This is a genomic window from Candidatus Odyssella thessalonicensis L13 (assembly GCF_000190415.1).
Classification (GTDB): Bacteria; Pseudomonadota; Alphaproteobacteria; order Paracaedibacterales; family Paracaedibacteraceae; genus Paracaedibacter; species Paracaedibacter thessalonicensis.
Window position 1 is genome coordinate 7,501 of record NZ_AEWF01000006.1, and the last position, 17,844, is coordinate 25,344.

Below are 17,844 nucleotides of genomic sequence, written 5' to 3' on the forward strand. Positions count from 1 at the left end.
TTAACTTTAACAAGCTCAGAATAAAAGAACTCAATCACTCTAGCTGGTCAGAAAATGAGGATAAAGAAAGGGCACTTTTTACCAATATGCAGGCAAGATTATTCATTAATCCTAAACTTCTCTTAGATCCCAACTATATAATTATTAAGGATTACTATCTAAAGGAGCCAGCTCCGGAGAAATATAGAAAGTATAAACAGGCCATCGATAAATTAGCTACCTTGATTTTAGAGGCTTACTTGAATAAGGAACACCAAGGAGAAGAAAATATCCTCAATCAAGACATAGACGGTTCACCATATCCTTTACCAAAATTTCAAAAGATAATTCAAACCAAAGGTGAAGCATTAAATGCGGATAAGGGAATGTAAAGTGGGTCGTGCATTTAGTACGGCTAATAAGGAACATATAAGCTTCAGATAGGTAAGGCAGGCTGTCTTACAGCGAGATATCTGTGAAACTTACCCCTGGCCCCACGCCCCTTTTTCATTTTGGCGCCAATAAGTTAGCTTTAATCCCTGCTCACGATAAGCCTTATAGCGCTCGCGGGCTGCTTGCACGCAAGCGGCATCATTGCCATCAAACATATCCATACATCGTTTAAATTGCCCGGGTGCGACCATAATTCCATTAAGGATGATCACAATATCGGCGTTATTAACGTTATCAGAGGCAAGAGAAAGCCATATCGGATGCCGTAAGGGATCACCGGTATAACCATGGGGTAAAAAAGCGGTCTGGGAAAAAGTCCACAAGATATTATTTAGGGCTTCTATACGCTCTTGCGTCTCGCAAACAATAAGCGCACGTAGCCCACTTTGATAAATCTTCTCAACTAACTTAGGCAACGCCTTATCTAAAGGCGTTGCAGTTAGATGATAGAAAGCGACCTCCATTAGGAGGCACTCCTTTCAATATGCTTCTTAACCCAATAATTTAACAGGCGAACACCGAAAGCAGTAGCTCCGGATTGGTGCAGGGATTTTGCTTTCTTGTCCCAGGCTGTGCCGGCAATATCTAAGTGGGCCCACTTGGTGCCATTCACAAAGCGCTGCAAGAATTGTGCTGCGGCAATACTGCCCGCATTACGGCCATTACCCAGATTTTTGACATCGGCAATAACAGAATCAATCTCTTTATCATAAGCTTCTGTTAACGGGAAACGCCATAGTTTTTCGCCAACAGTTTTTCCGCAATCAGCCAACATCGTGGCTAATTCGTCATCATTGGAGAACAGGCCAGCATGCTCTGTGCCTAATGAAATAATGATTGCCCCTGTTAGAGTGGCGAGATTAACCATATAGGCGGGTTTGAAACGATCTTGAGTATACCATAAAGCATCCGCCAGCACCAAGCGCCCCTCTGCATCCGTATTCAAGATCTCAATGGTCTGACCGGATAGCGATTTAACAACGTCACCTGGGCGTTGCGCATTGCCATCTGGCATATTTTCAACCAATCCCATTACCCCAACAGCATTCACTTTGGCTTTACGGCCGGCCAGCGCTCGCATCACACCGAGCACGGCCCCGGCGCCACCCATATCCCATTTCATGTCATCCATATCTTGGGAGGGTTTAATTGAAATTCCACCAGTATCAAAGGTTACGCCTTTACCCACAAAAGCAATAGGTTGCGCCTCAGCAGAGTCCCCCTGCCATTGCATAACGACCAGCTTGGATTCTTTAGCACTGCCTTGTCCAACGCCCAACAAGGCATTGAAACCAAGTTTAGCAAGCTCTTGCTCGCCCATAACTTCAACCTTTACTCCCAATGCTTCAAGCTTCTTGGCTTCAGCTGCTAAGGTTTCAGGATAAATTACGTTTGGTGGCTCAGAGACCACATGGCGGGTTAAGAAGACCCCTTCGGCGACTTGTTCTAATTCTTTAAACTTTTCAGCGGCTTCTGCGGGTGTCTCAGTTAAGATGGAAACATGCTGAATTTGACAGAAATCTGTTTTCTTTTTCTTAGTAAAGTACTTAGGAAAGGACCAAGATTTCAACAATAAACCGCTTGCAACAACTCCACTTGACTTTGGATCTGATAAAGCGGGCAGATAAACAGCTGCTTTTTCATCTTGTTCGAGGCCAAATGTAGAATAAATCTTAGCCCCTAATGATTCTTGCTCATAATGATCCTTGAGCTTTTCCTGGTCAGCAGCGATTAAATGAAGCTTGGTGAGGCCGGTGCCTTGCGGATAAGGAATGGTGACAACACTTCCTTTACGAAAATCAAATTCTTCTCTGCCGACAATAGTTTGCAGCTGTCCTGACATTTTATTGTCTAACTCAGCGATAAGTCCATCGACATCCTTAGAAACGACGACAACCGTTAAAACACCTGAAGTCGGAAGACTAGGCTTATTAAATTCGATTTTCATAACTTTCCTTTCTTTTTTTGCTCCTGTTTTAGTTTTAGGACAATTCCTACCTCATTGCAATCTTCATGCTGAGCTTGAGGTGAATATTTATGGTATCTAGAAAGGAATAAAGGAGAAATGGCGCACCCGAGACGATTCGAACGTCCGACCTTTGCCTTCGGAGGGCAACACTCTATCCAGCTGAGCTACGGGTGCATCTGATTCTTTATAGCCCATAAAGCGGCTCTTGCCAAAAGAAAATTTGTGCTGATGCGAATTTTAAGCCATGATGAGGCAAATCATTTGAAGGAACACTGGCCATGCAACTTGATTCTCGCCTTGAGCAATCTTCTGAATTTATTGCTAATTTAAAGCTGTGCCAGCTGCGCCTTTCTAAAAACGCAGCCTTCCCCTGGTGCATTCTTATCCCTCAAAGAGATAACATTATAGAAATTATAGATCTACCGTTGCAAGAGCAGCAGCTGCTTATGGAGGAAATGACCTTTATGTCGCAAGTTATGAGGGACATTTTTAAGCCAGATAAGATTAATATTGCAGCCTTAGGAAACGTTGTACCGCAGCTGCATATCCATATTATTGCACGCTATACCACCGATCCTGCTTGGCCGAATCCTGTCTGGAATACTGTCCATAGCGATTACACAGAAGAAGGGCTATCGGCAAGAATTAATACTATTCACAAAGGTATACTTAGCAGCAGGTAAGATATTACAGACAGACTATTTATTCTCGGTAGTTAATCTTTTCCATCACCCCTTTTGTATAAATCTCTTATTCTCTTAGACTAGTTGTGCGGGATCTAGTCAAGATTGATTAAAGTTGTCAAAACAGAAGCTTTTCTTACCTAGGCTAGTGGTCAGCCGCTAACTCTCAAACTAAGGATATCTTTATGGTAAAAAAAGTTATATTCAGCAGTATCTTACTCTATTTTAATCTGTGTGCTGGAGAGAACGCCTTTCCAGGTAATCTATTAAGCACAACTGATTATGAGAAAGCATTTGATCCCACCATTTTACAAGGTTATGTGGACGTGCTGATGGCAGATGGATCAATCGAGAATATGCCGGAAGACTTAATTCAGGAAAAAGATAGGTTGGAAGAAATTGAGGCTATCACCAGCTTCGATGAAATATCTTATGACGACTATCTCCAGCAGCGGCAACTGATGGTCAACTCCTTGAAAGAGCAACTCAGAAAAGAGAAACGTTCAGCAGTATTGCGCCCTCTTAAAGAAGGTGCTCTATACCTTGCATTTGACGGCATTAGTACAAGTATGATCCTGTCAGTAATGTCCCCAGAGAGTGTGGGAGGGGGGTTTGGGTTATTTAATTTTTTAAGTATATTAGGGGTAACCATTAAGAATTCAACCCATGCCTTGTATCAATATTTTAGACCCGACCCTGATCCTCTTAGCCGATGGGAAGATAAATTCTGTGAATTGATGCCTTATATCCCTTCTGCTTTGTGGCAGCAAATTCGTGAAAAATTTACATTGGTCCGCAATAAGCATTGTAGATACAGCCAGGCAGCCGAGTTTTTCGATATAGTATTCAATTTACCCATGCTTCATCGTTATCCCTATACGCCGCCTCTTTCTCTCAAAGAGCTGAAGCAAGATTTCCCTCTCGTTCATCGTTTTATCGGAGAATTTTTTAAAGATTATGAGCAAGCAGATCCCGCCATTTCTAGCATTAGCTCAACTTGCAGAACATACTTGCGTAAACTGGCTTTAAATGAAGATGGCTTTGTTTGTCTTTATCTTGAAGGATCAGGCGGGATTGGCAAAACTTACTTTGCAAAGAAGCTTGTAAACCACTTAAATAAGGTATCTTCTCACCCTATTCCTATGCAAGAAATCACTCTTAAAGATCACAAAGCTGATACTCTAGAAGGTAGTTCACTCAAACCCGGCCAAGTCTTATCAGCATTGTCGCGAATCGGTAAAGAGAGTAGCCCGTTTGGCATTCTGATATTTGATGAAGCCACCTGGCTGAATGGCTCGCTAAATGAAAGTGCTAAGCGCTTATTTGAGCCTACCCTTGGCTCTTTTTCCGCAGACTATTTAGAAGGTCTCCAAGTCTCCTTCAAAGGATTCCTGCTGATCTTTATTAGCAATAAGCCTATTGAAGATGAAGCTTTAAAATCCCGTTTTATCCATGTCCCTTTCCCAAAGCTCAAAAAAGAGAGGTTAGTTGCAATGGCTCGAGCAACTCTTAGCAATTATATAATCGGCACCCCCCTTCGCATTGAGGATGTAGAAAATGCTCTTGAAATTGAGGCGGCGCTTGAGCAAAGCACCACGATGCGCGATGTCACTGTTCAGTTCCCTATAGCCATAGAAAAAGTGATTGCCCGCAAGCACGATGATCAATTAACCTCCAGCAATAATTAGAGTTAATATTTTTCAGCGGGCATGTTTTAAAGCATTACCATCATATGAAAAGCCCCAGCTTCTATATGAACGCTGGGGCCACTTATATCTATATTGAGGCAGGTATAGTGAAGATCTTATTCGATGACCTTAAGGATACGGTTAACTCGAATACCTGGAATCCATGCAAGTACGTCATACCACCGAGCCTCTGTTGAAAAGAACAGTATACGTGCGGGGCCTAGAAGGTGGTCTTCTGGAATGAAACCGAGCTCCTTCATATAGCGGCTGTCTTGAGAATGATGACGGTTATCGCCCATGACAAAGTAATGGCCTTCGGGAACTGTATATTCCGGGGTATTATCGACAGGGCCGGCCCCAAACGGGAGATCCATCAAAATTTCGTGAGTTTTACCATTTGGCAGAGTTTCCCGATAACGGGAATAAACTTTTACAGAGTTATAGCGAGGATCTCTCAGCGTATAATCCTCAAGCTTTTCAAGTTTACAAGCAACGCCATTGATGTGTAAAATACCATTCTTAACTTGCACTTTATCACCCGGCAACCCTACCACTCTTTTAATGTAATCCAAGGATTCATCAAAATAAATAGTCATCCGTAAGAAAATATTCTCCGTTTTCCCAACCGGGGCCCGGAAAACAGCAACTTGTCCTAAAGTGGGCTTGTCGTTTTCCATAAGCCGTCCTTGAAAGAGAGGAGGCGCGAAAGGAAATGAATAATTGCTATAGCCGTAAGTATATTTTGTAACAAATAGAAAGTCGCCAATCATCAAAGTAGGATACATCGACGCCGATGGAATGACAAAAGGCTGAAATAAAAATGTGCGAATGATAACTGCAATAAACAGGGCCCCTAAGGTCCCTTTAATTTCCTTAATTAATCTATCCATTAACTTATCCTTATATTTAGAAGCCCAAGTTGCACTTTAATTAAAAAGAAGCTTGATCTAAATGGCAAGAGTTTAGCTCCGATGTTGTTCTTATCCGAATGACGGGAAATCTAAAAGTATATAACCTTGTTTTTCTAATGTCATATCAGATCTTCTCTGCCGATTGCACAAGCTTCACATTTTAATCATATCCGTCTAGCAATCAATTCCTTTAATCCATATAATTCTCTGTCAAATTACTGAACTTCGTCAAGGCTCCATCGAAATAAAGTTTAACCGTACCCACCGGTCCATGACGCTGCTTGGCAATAATAACTTCCGCTTGTTTATACACGCGCTGCATTTCCTCTTGCCACTGAACGAATTTGTCAGTACCTTCAGGCGGACGACGGCGCTCAAGATAATATTCTTCACGGTACACAAACATCACCACGTCAGCATCTTGCTCAATGGACCCCGATTCACGTAAGTCTGACAACTGCGGCCGCTTATCTTCACGCTGTTCCACCGCACGCGATAACTGAGACAGAGCAATTACTGGCACATCCAATTCTTTAGCGATTGCCTTAAGTCCGCGCGAAATATCAGAAATTTCATTAACGCGGCTATCGCTGCTCCGCTTTACTCCGCCCGCTTCAATTAATTGCAGGTAGTCAATCACAATTAGTCCTAATCCATGTTGACGTTTTAAGCGGCGACAGCGGTTACGGATGGCGTTAACAGTGATGCCGGCGGTATCATCAATAAATAACGGTAATTCTTGTAAGGTACGGGTAACTTCGACAAATTTTGGAAAATCTTCAGCTCTTATCTCACCGCGACGAATTTTGTCGGAAGAAACTTCAGATTCGGAAGCTAAAATACGAGCAGCCAGCTGTTCTGAGGACATTTCAAGAGAGAAAAACGCTACCGGTGCTCCATTAGGATCTTTTTCCAGGACGGCCCTGGCGGCATTGAAGGCAATATTAGTAGCCAGCGTTGTTTTACCCATGGACGGGCGTCCAGCTAAGATAAGTAAGTCAGAGGGATGCAAACCACCCAAATATTTGTCCATATCAATCAGGCCGGTTGTTACGCCAACGATATGCGAATCACGCTTGAAGGCCATTTCAGCTGTTTGCAGCGCATCAGTAATCGCCAAGCTAAAAGGCAAGAGGCCGCCGCCGGTTTGCCCCTTAGTTGCCAGATCAAAGAGCTGCTTTTCGGCTTGCTCGATTTGGCTGATAGCAGTGGTATCAAATTCATAAACTTTGGCATTACCACAGATATCTTGGCCAATTTTCAGTAACTCTCGGCGCAGGTATAAGTCATAAATCAGTTTGCCGTAATCAGCCGCACTGTTCATCGATAACACCGAGTTGGCAATATCGACCAAATAGGCCGCTCCCCCGACCGGTTCTAAAGCCTTATCCCGATCAAAGTAATCTTTTAAGGTCACAGGATCGGCAATCTGCCCGCGTTCAATAAAGCGGCAGATTCCTTCGAAGATCTTCGCATGAATCGCGTCAGCAAAGTGAAACGGTTTTAAAAAGTCTCCTACCCGCTCCATCATGGTATTATCGAGCAATAATACTCCCAAAAGTCCCTGCTCTGCTTCCAAGTTATAAGGAGGAGCATCATCATTTTGGGGGGCAGTTATAGAATTCGTTTTAAACAGAACAACCTCAGAAGACATATTTTACTCACTTTAATCGAATATTAACCACACCATAGCACACTCATAAGTAATGAGGAAAATCTTAGGTCGTGCCATAATGCCTAAATTAATGAAATCCATCCTATGGAGTTTGACTCTACTAATCTGTCAACTTGCCTGGGCTGATCCAACCCTTGAGGGGGTATTGGTCGACCTACAACATGCTCCAGATGGCTCTCATTCTAATCTTTCCCTCGAGCGTTGTACAACAACTAAAAATTGCATTGATACCCTTCAGCAAAAACTGGGCCAGCTATTAAACACCTATAACCATCAATTAACAACGTTACCCCCCACCACACCGCCAAATGTTAAAAATCAACTAATTCGCAAGCATGAAGCCACACAAAAGCTCATGCAGCAGGCGCCCATTTTCCTGAGATCGCTGATATTTTATCCTCAAACTCTTATCTTTAAAAACTTATCACCTCAAGCTCAGTCTAGATACCGGCAAGGATATCGAGTGACGCTGCCTAACTTTAATACGGGTTTTAATCACTCCAATGCTGAGAGACTTTTTGCTGAGCTGCTGGGCGCCCAAAGTTCGCTCACCTCAAGAGATAAAACAATATTAGGATCCCTAAAACAAGAAATAAATTCTCATATTAACCAAGCTTCTGCTTTAGCCGCACCTACTTATGAAATTCGTCATATTCAAGGCTTAAAGTTTAATTATGATCATCTACTCATTTATATTCTTGGGAGATTGGAAACACAAGATTATGCGAAATTGAATCAGGATTCTGCCTTACAATGGCAACTCAGTATCATTGATGAAGTTTTGGCTCAACTAACAAGTGATGACCCACATCTTCCTAAGCTACAACAATTACGCGCAACCATTACTGCTGAAGCAGCAAAATTGCCCCTTTCTATGGGGAACCTTCTTCATCTTCTCCAAACACACGGCTTTAATATAACGCCGAGCCTAGTCAATCCGTCTCACAAGGAATGGTTGTCAGTAGCTCAGACTTTTCAACCAGCCAAGCCCCCAGAATTTCCCGCCCTCACTAACCTTGACAACCTGAAATTTGATTTGGTTATTGGCGGTAAAACTTATCCTTTAACGGCAAAGAACATTTCGAGACCGTCAAATGAACCCCAGCGTTCTTATTCGCAAGTTCTCATTTATCAGGCCATGTCAGCGGCAGGACAAGCGGATTATCGCAGTGGTAAGCGTTATAATTTTGATAAAGTTGTGCTAGCTCAGAATTTATTTGCGCCGCTGAATATGAATAATGGAGACACCACCACTCAGCGCAGCTTAGAGAAGCTACGAGAACAAGTTGAACAAACGCTTAAAGCCGATCTACACCTTAATGTGGCGCCGCCTTACCAGATTACTGAGATAAATGGTGCCCATTATAATTATGATCAGATATTGAATATGATCCTTCAAGAGATTGATGGCTTTGCTAACCGCCCTCAAGATCGCGAAGGTAATACCCTTATCGATTTACGCATTATTGACAAATATTTACAGAACCTGAATCAGCAAGATGAAAGCTATCAGAAGTTATTATCTCTGCGCCAACAAGTAGAATCGGGCTATGGTTCCAGCGCGAAGCCTAAAAAATCTCGTTCCCAGAAAATAGGGGAAGCGAGTCAGTCGCAACAAACGTGGCTGGCGATCAAACAGCAATTAACCCCAACCAAGCCGCCTATCCCTGCCCAAATCACTAATCTTAAAGATATCAACGTTAAAATTATAGCAGCGGGTAAAACCTATAGTATCTCATTAGCAAAGGCTAATCCGCTTGCTTATACTCAGCGCCGTCTTTTTGGCTCTGCAAAGTATGGGGAAGCGAAAGCGCAGATCCTAACAGAGCTTACTCGTAACCTTAAATCTGTCAGCTGTAGTAGTCGGGAACAATGTCGTAAGGCTTATAATAAAGAGATTAAATCTATGAAAGCCAAATTTGGACAGCCGGGTTATGCAGCCACTTATTATGGCTACAGCATTTATGGTCCTTTACCTGCGACTCAACCCGCCAATCAGAAATACCAAGAGGTTGACCAAGCCATTTTAGGCATGCTGGATGATTTTGCTAATGTCATCAACAATGCCTTTAATCTGGATCGTCCTCATACAAAGCTTCTGATCTACAACAAGTTATCTCAGAAAGGTAAGAATAATCTTACCAATGGTTTACGCATAAGCGATTTGCAAGAAGCGCGTATTTTCAAAACCAACAGGAGAGATAAAAAAACTAAAACTGACAACACAGCCATCTTTCAATCTTTACTCTCGGTATTTGGCCTGGGGCAGCCAGCCGCACCCGCCGCGCCCCCTGCTCAGCAAATCGACTATTCGGATGCAGAAGCAAAACTTCGACCTTATGTCCTATTTGATACCGATGATATTCTTATTTACACCATTCAGGCTTTAGGCCGTAATGGCTCCACTTGTCAAAACTACTCTGATTGTGCCGCCCAGGACTCCCAGATCATTGATAAGATTATTCGGCGATTAAATCCCAAGGATCCTGTTATTGATTTCTTACAAGACATCAAAAGGGATCTACAAAACGGCCAGAAAACTAGCCCTCTGGATTTAGACTCCATTGCCCAAGCCTTCCAAAAAGCCAATTATACCCCCCGGCTGAAGCTTGAATCACAAGATGAGAAAACATGGCAAAGCATTGATACTCAAAGAACCAATAATCGCAAAACACCCGTTCCACCGCGCATTGCTAATGCTAAAAAGTTAATTGATTTCTATAATAAGCGCACCGGTAATATCGCCCCTCCTGACCAGATTAGTCCAGACGACCTTACTGCCCTCATTGGCGGCGCCATCGGCGGAGCTCTGGGTGGTACCTTAGGAACCCCTCCTCTTAACCCTATACCGGCGCCTGTTCCAGCCCCTGTTTATCCCCCAAGCAGTCCCCTACCCCAGCCCAGCTATCCGACGACTTCTCCAAATTATGCTTATAATTCCGCTCCGTATGCAGCACCGACTCCACCTTATCCGCGCCCGGGTTATGCGTACTCCCCTCCGCCCAACGACAGCGCTTATGGCGACCCGTATGATACCGAGGCTTATGGAGCTGCCCCCAACTCACCCATTATATATTACGGTGATCCTATCGACAATAATCATAATGCCCCCGTACCTCAGTACGCTCCACCTTCTTACGGAGCGCCCGCCAACGCCCCGGGAGCAAGCTATAATAACAATAATCAAACTGATTACAATCGCGATCCCCGGCCGCGTTCACAACGGTACGCCGCCGTAAGCTGGGATTAAGCAAGAAGCGGCAAGATTATTTCCTGATCTCTTCTTTAAGGAAATAGGTAAATTCGTCTCGAATAATCCTATCAAAAGATCCCCGTGTTTTTGCTCTTTCGCAAGCAAAAAGCACTACAGCATATATCAACAGAACTTCAAAAAGAGCCACTAAGCTTGCGGCCACCCAGCCCGTTCTATGATAAGCTAACCAGACAAGTGAGAGTAAGATTAGGCTGATTATGGAGTGTACGCTATACAAAATGACCTTTTCAGTAACTGACTGCGCAGTCATAAAGTCTTCTCTGCTAAAAGCCCCTTCATAAGGAAGAATATCTTTATCGTCCATCGGCCTATACTCCAGTTGGTTTAACTTACACACTATAGATGGGAGTTTAAGTAATATTTTTCAAGCTTTTATTTTAATGAGAGTTTTGCTTAAATTAGCACTGTTTTAAGCGGTCATAGGCTTCTGTAACTTGACGGAATTTATCGACAGCATCCGCATCAGGATTGGTATCCGGGTGATATTGTTTTGCCAAAAGCCGGTAGCGTTGCTGCAGATCCATTTTTGAAAAGTCATCGTTCAGATCAAGTAAGGTCAGATCTGCTTGCCGTTGGGAAGTTACGGTCGGAGGTGCAACCGGCGGAGTGTGGGTGTCTTGATGATCAAAAATCCCCAGTGGATCCTCAAATTTAAGATCATATTTTTCTGCGGCCCCTTGTTTGCCAAGCGGCCAACTGGGCCGTTGCCAGACCATGTCATCAAGGCGCTCTTTGAGCTGGGCGGCCTCACTCATCCCATCAAAGTAATTCCATTTCGAATTATAGGCGCGCACATGTTCAAGGCAGAACCACAACCAATCTTGCTCGCCTTTTTCGAGTTGTTGACGCGACCGCGGGGCCCGATGCTCCCCCGTACTAGAGCAGTCAGGATAGTCGCATGAGCGTCCTTCCGGCGCTTTATGCGGGTTGCCTCGATCAAATAATTGCGAAAATTTATGAAACATAGCAGAATTATGGTGCTGTGTTCTACAATTAGCAAGAGATAATATGGAAAAAATTCGCGATAGAATCATTCAGAAGCTTGAAAATGAGCTGCACCCCCTCTTCTTAGAGGTTAAAGATGACTCGGCCAAACATGCGGGCCATGTAGAGGCTGGCCAAGAAACTCATTTCAGCATTACCATTCAAGCCCCTGCCCTGACGCCCTTGAGCCGCGTCGCCGCCCATCAAAGAATTTACCAAATCTTAGATCACGAATTAAAGACAGGAGTGCACGCTTTGGCAATCCATATCAAGCCCGCTTAGAACTCTAACGCTTTTAATATAGATCACAATCTAGCCATCACCTTGCTTTGCGGTGGCTAGACTGCAATTCAAAAAGACATCTTATCCGTACTTTTTTAGAAAGCATAGGCTTGGGAACGAACATATTCTAAAGCTGGCTGTATTTTTGCTGTAACTGACGGACTGATTCCCATAACAGAGACGGTATTATTGACCTCATTTAAATATTGAATTAAATCTAGCCACAAACTTTGGGTCATGGCGGCCCTATTAATATGATCAATATATCCTTCGGGTTCCCGGTAGTTGGTCGTAGAATTGACGAGCATGTTACTAAAAGAGTCTAAATCATTGCTCCAATCCTGGCTGCCGGGGCAATTAGGATGCCTATTCGCAAGCTGGCGAGCTTGGTCAGCGCAGCCTTCGAGCACAGTTAATAAATCTGCTTGGGTTGCAGTTACGGGAGTAGAAAGAAGAGCAATTATAGTTAAAATTTTTTTCATTAGGGTCTCTCTTTAATTATAGTTAATCAAAAAACACACGCTTGCTGCTGTGAAGAAGTTTTCTTATTTAAGCAAAGAAATTTTCATCCCTACAACAGTAATATTTAAATGGATAAATGCAATACGTGAATATTGTATTGAATATTGACGAGATTAATCGCCTTAACTGAGAATTAAGTCAGGCTTTTAAAGTGATTAGCGTATTAATGGCATCAAAACTGGCGAGGATCTACCTTAGCATTAAGGTTACCCTCGCTTAAAACAGCAAGCTTGCCTTAAGAAGCAAAAGCTTTCCTATTCATTGCCAGGGGTATTAATCCCGTTAAGATTCCACCAATTCCTAAGAGAACTGTTTGACTATCAAAGCTATAAACCGCAGCATAAACAGCAATCAAAGTGAGGGTAAGAGCACTGACAATTGGCCAGACAATCAAAAGCAATGACTTTATAAAATCCTCTTTGAGCACGTTACGAAAATGCCAGGCACAAGCAATTGCACACAAACTATAATAGAAAGCAACTTGGAAACTAATGACATCAATCGAGGTTGTCATGATGGCCCGAACTGTTGGCTTATGGGAGGCAACAATCAAGAAACCAATCCCCAACGCCCAAACAACTATTGTTGCTGTCCATGGTGTTTTCCAGGTTTTATGAACCTTGCCCCAACGGGGATGTAACACGCCATCTCTGGCTTTGGAAAAAAGCGTTCTCGTGAATTGCAGCATCGAGGTTTCAATGGTGCCGATGGTACTTAAGATAATACTAATCAGAGCAATATTGGCCCACGGCGAAGGCAGAATTTTCTCAGCAATTTTCAATAATACATTGGTACTCGACTGCTGTATTTCTTGATCCGTTAATGCAACCAACGTGCATAGAATAAAAACTAGGAACAACAAGATATTTATAACCATAGACCAAAAAGCTGCTTTGCCGGGGATCGAATCAGGATCCTTGGTTTCTTCATTTAAGTTCATGGTGACATCCCATCCCCAAAAGAAGAAAAGAGCAATCAAAGCGCCTCTCGTAAAGGTTTCAAGAGTGGTATTGAATGGATTAAATAAAGACCAGCTTAATTCTTGAATGGGTTGATCTAAGAAGGCAATTAAGGCTGCGACCATAATAAAGAGCATAATTGCGACTTCAATAATTGTAAAAATCATTTGCGCCACACTGGTTTGCCGGATTCCCTTTAAAACGATAATGGAGACAAAAGTCAGCCATCCGCCCGCAAAGCAAGTAACCCAAATCGGATCATCGATTACTTCAGGCTTAACCAGGGCCAAGGTGGCCGTAGCCGCCGGAATTGTTCCCGAGACCATAAATAAGGCTGTCGCCACGAGCAAAGACCAGCCTGCTAAGAATCCCAGCTTCTGATTAAAAATCATTCGAATCCATACGTAGGAAGCGCCAGCATTGGGTGATAGCTTATTCAGGAACATAAATGAGACAGTAATCCCTAACATAATCAAGCCGCAAATGATGACGCTACTGGGTGAATAAATCCCTACCGCACCAATCAATGCCGCTGTGGTGGCAGCAGCACTATAAGAAGGCGACGTTCCAGAAACCCCCATGATAATCGATTCAGTAATACTGAGGGATCCGGCTGCTAATTCAGTCTTTTGATCCATTTATCAATCCATAAAAAATTGCTATATAATTAATTTTATTTCAAATTTATCTTATAAGATAGAGGGTGTATATTTCCTAACAAAGGATGAATAAACACTTAAATCTTTGTAAATTAGAGCATCAGCTACCTTTTTATTAATGCGGTTTATCTGTTAAATAAAAGCTTACAAGGTGAAGCCTAGAAAGACGGGCCATGCTCTAAATTGAGCGCCCTCATGACTTATCAGCGGACTAGCGGGAATGGTTAAGTTATGCGTCAATTTAAAATGAAGCTTTGCTTGTTCGATAGACTTTTTGTAAAATCTGCTTAAGTTCACTTTGTCAGCTGGATCAATCATGCCCCCATTAAAAACTAAAATTTCACCTAATAGCTCTGATTTTGTTAAAAACCAAGCAATGATGCTCTCTTTAGTCGATGACCTTAAGCAGAAGTTAGACCGGATTCATCAAGGCGGCGGCAAGAATGCTCGACAGCGCCACAAGGATCGCAACAAATTATTGGCGCGTGAACGCATTGATTTATTGTTGGATGTGGGCAGCCCCTTCCTCGAATTTGGTGCCTTGGCCGGCGATCAGGTTTATGAGGATGACGTTCCCGCTGCAGGCATTATTACTGGAATTGGACGCATTCACGGCCGAGAATGCATTATTGTTGCTAATGATGCCACGGTCAAAGGCGGGACTTACTATCCGTTGACTGTTAAAAAACACCTCCGGGCGCAGGAAATAGCCCTTGAGAACAACTTACCTTGCCTTTATTTGGTTGACTCAGGTGGGGCTTTTCTTCCGCTTCAGGCGCAGGTATTTCCAGATCGCGATCACTTTGGTCGCATCTTCTATAATCAAGCCCAGCTTTCAGCCAAAGGGATTCCGCAAATTGCAATTGTGATGGGCTCCTGTACAGCTGGTGGCGCCTACGTACCTGCGATGTGCGATCAATCCATAATTGTCAAAGGAACGGGGACAATTTTTCTGGGCGGTCCTCCGCTTGTTAAAGCAGCCACCGGCGAAGAAGTGACCGCCGAAGAATTGGGAGGCGGCGATTTACATGCGCGCACCTCAGGCGTGGTGGATCATCTCGCTCATTCTGATGAGCATGCCCTTCAGATAGCTCGGCAGATTGTTGAAACCTTACCTCACCCTACTCCGTGGTTGTCCCAAGCTGCTGTTGAAGCCCCTTTATATAACGAGGAGGACTTGTATGGCATCCTTCCAACAGATGTCCGACAGCCTTATGATGTGCGCGAAATTATTGCTCGAATTGTCGATGGCAGCCGCTTAGATGAATTTAAACCTTTATACGGCACGACTTTGGTGTGTGGGTTTGCACGGATTTATGGCTACCAAGTTGGTATTATAGCTAATAATGGCATCCTTTTTTCTGAAAGTGCTCTTAAAGGAGCCCATTTTATTGAGCTCTGTTGCCAGCGCAAGATTCCCCTTGTCTTTTTACAAAATATCAGTGGCTTTATGGTCGGCAGCAAGTATGAGGCCGGCGGCATTGCTCGCGACGGCGCTAAACTTGTCCATGCAGTTGCCTGTGCGAATGTTCCTAAATTTACAGTTACAATTGGTGGCAGTTTTGGGGCGGGTAATTACGCCATGTGTGGCCGCGCTTACAGCCCGCGCTTTATGTGGACGTGGCCTAATTCCCGTATCTCGGTTATGGGCGGCGAGCAAGCAGCAACAGTACTCAGTCTCATTCGTCAAGACGCATTAGCACAAAAAGGTGAAGTTTGGCCAGCTCAGGATTTAGAAGAGTTCAAAAATGCTATCCGCTCTAAATACGAAGAAGAAGGATCTCCGTATTATGCGTCTGCCCGCTTGTGGGATGATGGTGTTATTGATCCCAAAGACACTCGCAGGGTTTTGGGATTGTCAATAGCCGCGTCGTTAAATAAGCCGATTGATGACATGAAGTTTGGCGTTTTTAGAATGTAGCATCGGAAGGGTAAGGAGTACAGTGCCACACTTAAGCTTCGATGCCCTTGCCTTTTAATTGAATCTCTGCCGACGTTGTTAAGCGAATAAACACTTGTGTGGGTTGGCGTAGGTCAATGGATTTAATCTGAGAGAAGTCAAGCTTTTCGTTCTTGAGAAGTTTAAGCAGCCTTTTAATAGCACCTTCTGGATCCTTTTCAGGTAACTTGACTTCAATCGTACGGTCAATTAGAAGATTCCAGCGTCTTTCTCCCACCCAGACAATAGCTGACACTCTTTTCTTCAACTCCGGCACTTGATCTAATAGCGTGAGCAACTGAGGAGCATGACGCGGCGCGTCACTGCCTACCACCACAGGTAGGTGACTGTATTGCTGTATATTCTTATCCGAGATAATGATGCCGTCGACATCAACCAAATAATGTTTTTGGCGATGCTGCCATAAAGCAATAGGCACACGCTCTACAATTGATATGTGGATGGTATCAGGCAAGAAGCGCTGAACAGACACATCCTTTACCCAAGAAATTTTCTTAATATTCTGCCGAATTTCTTCAGGAGAATACTTTAAAATAGGATCTCCTTTAACGAGATGGATTTGGTCCAGCAATCGCTGCGATTCTGTATGGTTGCGTCCATAAACATAGATCTCATTTAAGGACAGACCTAATTTGGCCGACTTGAAAATTAAATAATCACTAAATTTAGTCCACCAGACACCGGGGTAACCAGCTAACACCAGATAACTCACGGTGGTTATAGCCGCAGAACAAGCAGCAATGACAAGGCGGCGTTTTAGGACTTCTGCGCCCCCACGAAAGCGCTTGGGAGATTTCCAAAACTCGAAAAATGTGGTTACCTGCCGCCCCAAAGCAGAGCGGTGCGGCGCAGGTTGATGACGTGAAGCTTTAACTTTCTTTACTGGTGGCATTGAGCATTCCTTACCATCCATTCAACCAATTCATTGTAGTTAATACCTGCATGAGCCGCAATTTCAGGTAACAATGACAAAGGGGTCATGCCAGGATGGGTATTAATCTCCAACAGATAGAATTGATCTTTGGTTTCATCATACATTAAATCTGAGCGTGAAACGCCGCTACACTCGAGAACTTGGTGGGCTTTCAATCCGATTTCGAGAGCCCGCTGATAAGCCTCTTCATGTAAAGGCGCTGGCATCTTATGGAGGGCTTTGCCATCCGTATATTTAGCCTCATAATCATAAAAGCCTTCCAGAGGGCAAATTTCAATAGCTCCCAGAGCTTTGTCACCCATGACGCCCACTTGGATCTCACGGCCATCAATAAATTCTTCAATGAGAACTTTTTTACTATCTTCCCAGTTCGAATCAAAGGGAACCGGTTCGGATAAATTACGCACAATGTAAACACCGCGGCTGGAGCCATCAGCTATGGGTTTAATAACATAGGGGATATCCATGGGATGCCCTTGTTTTAAGGCCGCAACAGTGATTACTTTAGAAGGTGGAACCGGCAATCCAATATGTTTAAAGAGTTTCCGTGACAATACTTTATTCATCCCTATAGCTGAAGCGGTAACGTTAGAGTGAGTATAAGGAATGGACATGGTTTCCAACACGCCCTGCATAACCCCATCTTCCCCACCGGTCCCATGCAGCGCAATAAAGGCAACATCAGGGGCCGGCGATAAATCGGCAATGAGCTTGTTAATATCGCGAGTAACATCAATTTCTTGTACTGTATGGCCATTCTCTCTCAAAGCTTGAGCAATACCTTTTCCAGAGACTAAAGATACCCCACGCTCACTTGACCATCCCCCCATCAAAACAGCTATATTTTTTTTCGACATACCGTGCAGCTCTCGTATAAATACAATTAATTAAAGATTCTTTGATTAAAAATAC

The 17,844-nt window shown here is 43.6% G+C and carries 16 protein-coding genes and 1 tRNA gene (1 of these 17 only partly in view); 6 read left to right on the forward strand and 11 right to left on the reverse strand.

The window, feature by feature from the left end; genetic code table 11:
• Window positions 1-371, forward strand: the final stretch of a protein-coding gene (locus HMO_RS0109725; RefSeq protein WP_010302173.1) for a hypothetical protein. Its footprint begins 1,426 nt before the window's first position; only the last 371 of its 1,797 coding nucleotides appear in the window; its start codon lies beyond the left edge, outside the window; the stop codon is at window positions 369-371.
• Between the two features lie 90 nt (window positions 372-461).
• Here the strand turns inward: HMO_RS0109725 and HMO_RS0109730 are convergent, their stop codons facing one another.
• The 3 genes from HMO_RS0109730 to HMO_RS0109740 all read right to left on the reverse strand — a co-directional run bounded on the left by HMO_RS0109730 (window position 462) and on the right by HMO_RS0109740 (window position 2,575).
• A complete protein-coding gene (locus HMO_RS0109730; protein WP_010302174.1) occupies window positions 462-896 on the reverse strand; it encodes a DNA polymerase III subunit chi in 435 nt (144 codons plus the stop codon).
• Complete coding sequence (locus tag HMO_RS0109735) at window positions 896-2,380, reverse strand: leucyl aminopeptidase (RefSeq protein WP_010302177.1); 1,485 nt, start codon at window positions 2,378-2,380, stop codon at window positions 896-898. The genes HMO_RS0109730 and HMO_RS0109735 overlap by 1 nt, the downstream gene beginning before the upstream one ends.
• A 118-nt stretch (window positions 2,381-2,498) precedes the next feature.
• Window positions 2,499-2,575 (reverse strand) — tRNA-Arg (locus tag HMO_RS0109740).
• Window positions 2,576-2,679: 104 nt separating this feature from the next.
• Between HMO_RS0109740 and HMO_RS0109750 the strand changes: the two genes are divergently transcribed.
• Both HMO_RS0109750 and HMO_RS0109755 read left to right on the forward strand, forming a co-directional pair.
• The gene (locus tag HMO_RS0109750) at window positions 2,680-3,084 is read left to right on the forward strand and encodes an HIT domain-containing protein (protein WP_010302184.1); all 405 of its coding nucleotides are present in this window, start codon (window positions 2,680-2,682) and stop codon (window positions 3,082-3,084) included.
• A gap of 185 nt (window positions 3,085-3,269) precedes the next feature.
• On the forward strand, window positions 3,270-4,772 hold the full coding sequence (locus HMO_RS0109755; protein WP_010302187.1) for an ATP-binding protein: 1,503 nt from the start codon (window positions 3,270-3,272) through the stop codon (window positions 4,770-4,772).
• Window positions 4,773-4,888: 116 nt separating this feature from the next.
• Here the strand turns inward: HMO_RS0109755 and lepB are convergent, their stop codons facing one another.
• Window positions 4,889-5,662, reverse strand: coding sequence for a signal peptidase I (lepB, locus tag HMO_RS0109760; RefSeq protein WP_010302192.1), 774 nt, complete (start codon window positions 5,660-5,662; stop codon window positions 4,889-4,891).
• A 211-nt stretch (window positions 5,663-5,873) separates the two neighbouring features.
• The gene (locus HMO_RS0109765) at window positions 5,874-7,337 is read right to left on the reverse strand and encodes a replicative DNA helicase (RefSeq protein ID WP_010302194.1); all 1,464 of its coding nucleotides are present in this window, start codon (window positions 7,335-7,337) and stop codon (window positions 5,874-5,876) included.
• Between the two features lie 79 nt (window positions 7,338-7,416).
• Here HMO_RS0109765 and HMO_RS0109770 point away from each other — a divergent pair, with 79 nt between their 5' ends.
• A complete protein-coding gene (locus tag HMO_RS0109770) occupies window positions 7,417-10,608 on the forward strand; it encodes a hypothetical protein (protein ID WP_010302199.1) in 3,192 nt (1,063 codons plus the stop codon).
• Window positions 10,609-10,624: 16 nt separating this feature from the next.
• Here the strand turns inward: HMO_RS0109770 and HMO_RS0109775 are convergent, their stop codons facing one another.
• Both HMO_RS0109775 and HMO_RS14640 read right to left on the reverse strand, forming a co-directional pair.
• Window positions 10,625-10,936, reverse strand: a complete 312-nt coding sequence (locus HMO_RS0109775; protein ID WP_010302201.1) for a hypothetical protein — start codon at window positions 10,934-10,936, stop codon at window positions 10,625-10,627.
• A gap of 94 nt (window positions 10,937-11,030) precedes the next feature.
• Window positions 11,031-11,597 carry a DnaJ domain-containing protein gene (locus tag HMO_RS14640; protein ID WP_010302204.1) on the reverse strand — a complete coding sequence of 189 codons (567 nt, stop codon included), beginning with the start codon at window positions 11,595-11,597 and terminating at the stop codon, window positions 11,031-11,033.
• 43 nt (window positions 11,598-11,640) lie between these two features.
• Here HMO_RS14640 and HMO_RS0109785 point away from each other — a divergent pair, with 43 nt between their 5' ends.
• Window positions 11,641-11,898, forward strand: a complete 258-nt coding sequence (locus HMO_RS0109785) for a BolA family protein (RefSeq protein WP_010302207.1) — start codon at window positions 11,641-11,643, stop codon at window positions 11,896-11,898.
• A gap of 95 nt (window positions 11,899-11,993) precedes the next feature.
• On the opposite strand, the gene HMO_RS0109790 is transcribed toward HMO_RS0109785, so the two are convergent.
• Window positions 11,994-12,380, reverse strand: a complete 387-nt coding sequence (locus tag HMO_RS0109790) for a hypothetical protein (RefSeq protein WP_010302209.1) — start codon at window positions 12,378-12,380, stop codon at window positions 11,994-11,996.
• Between the two features lie 275 nt (window positions 12,381-12,655).
• Window positions 12,656-14,017, reverse strand: coding sequence for an APC family permease (locus HMO_RS0109795; RefSeq protein WP_010302211.1), 1,362 nt, complete (start codon window positions 14,015-14,017; stop codon window positions 12,656-12,658).
• Between the two features lie 337 nt (window positions 14,018-14,354).
• On the opposite strand from HMO_RS0109795, the gene HMO_RS0109805 reads away from it, so the two are divergent.
• Window positions 14,355-15,959: a carboxyl transferase domain-containing protein gene (locus tag HMO_RS0109805; protein WP_010302216.1), complete on the forward strand. Its 1,605-nt coding sequence runs from the start codon at window positions 14,355-14,357 to the stop codon at window positions 15,957-15,959.
• A gap of 31 nt (window positions 15,960-15,990) precedes the next feature.
• On the opposite strand, the gene HMO_RS0109810 is transcribed toward HMO_RS0109805, so the two are convergent.
• Both HMO_RS0109810 and HMO_RS0109815 read right to left on the reverse strand, forming a co-directional pair.
• Window positions 15,991-16,890 (reverse strand): cell division protein FtsQ/DivIB, encoded by a 900-nt coding sequence (locus HMO_RS0109810; RefSeq protein ID WP_010302218.1) that lies wholly within the window; start codon window positions 16,888-16,890, stop codon window positions 15,991-15,993.
• On the reverse strand, window positions 16,878-17,789 hold the full coding sequence (locus tag HMO_RS0109815) for a D-alanine--D-alanine ligase (RefSeq protein ID WP_010302221.1): 912 nt from the start codon (window positions 17,787-17,789) through the stop codon (window positions 16,878-16,880). The genes HMO_RS0109810 and HMO_RS0109815 overlap by 13 nt, the downstream gene beginning before the upstream one ends.
• Window positions 17,790-17,844 lie beyond the last annotated feature (55 nt).

What these genes read in the sequence shown, in the direction of transcription:
- HMO_RS0109730 (WP_010302174.1), bottom strand. Translation starts at nt 896, where the DNA reads ATGGAGGTCGCTTTCTATCATCTAACTGCAACGCCTTTAGATAAGGCG.
- HMO_RS0109735 (WP_010302177.1), bottom strand. Translation starts at nt 2,380, where the DNA reads ATGAAAATCGAATTTAATAAGCCTAGTCTTCCGACTTCAGGTGTTTTA.
- HMO_RS0109750 (WP_010302184.1), top strand. Translation starts at nt 2,680, where the DNA reads ATGCAACTTGATTCTCGCCTTGAGCAATCTTCTGAATTTATTGCTAAT.
- HMO_RS0109755 (WP_010302187.1), top strand. Translation starts at nt 3,270, where the DNA reads ATGGTAAAAAAAGTTATATTCAGCAGTATCTTACTCTATTTTAATCTG.
- lepB (WP_010302192.1), bottom strand. Translation starts at nt 5,662, where the DNA reads ATGGATAGATTAATTAAGGAAATTAAAGGGACCTTAGGGGCCCTGTTT.
- HMO_RS0109765 (WP_010302194.1), bottom strand. Translation starts at nt 7,337, where the DNA reads ATGTCTTCTGAGGTTGTTCTGTTTAAAACGAATTCTATAACTGCCCCC.
- HMO_RS0109770 (WP_010302199.1), top strand. Translation starts at nt 7,417, where the DNA reads ATGCCTAAATTAATGAAATCCATCCTATGGAGTTTGACTCTACTAATC.
- HMO_RS0109775 (WP_010302201.1), bottom strand. Translation starts at nt 10,936, where the DNA reads ATGGACGATAAAGATATTCTTCCTTATGAAGGGGCTTTTAGCAGAGAA.
- HMO_RS14640 (WP_010302204.1), bottom strand. Translation starts at nt 11,597, where the DNA reads ATGTTTCATAAATTTTCGCAATTATTTGATCGAGGCAACCCGCATAAA.
- HMO_RS0109785 (WP_010302207.1), top strand. Translation starts at nt 11,641, where the DNA reads ATGGAAAAAATTCGCGATAGAATCATTCAGAAGCTTGAAAATGAGCTG.
- HMO_RS0109790 (WP_010302209.1), bottom strand. Translation starts at nt 12,380, where the DNA reads ATGAAAAAAATTTTAACTATAATTGCTCTTCTTTCTACTCCCGTAACT.
- HMO_RS0109795 (WP_010302211.1), bottom strand. Translation starts at nt 14,017, where the DNA reads ATGGATCAAAAGACTGAATTAGCAGCCGGATCCCTCAGTATTACTGAA.
- HMO_RS0109805 (WP_010302216.1), top strand. Translation starts at nt 14,355, where the DNA reads ATGCCCCCATTAAAAACTAAAATTTCACCTAATAGCTCTGATTTTGTT.
- HMO_RS0109810 (WP_010302218.1), bottom strand. Translation starts at nt 16,890, where the DNA reads ATGCCACCAGTAAAGAAAGTTAAAGCTTCACGTCATCAACCTGCGCCG.
- HMO_RS0109815 (WP_010302221.1), bottom strand. Translation starts at nt 17,789, where the DNA reads ATGTCGAAAAAAAATATAGCTGTTTTGATGGGGGGATGGTCAAGTGAG.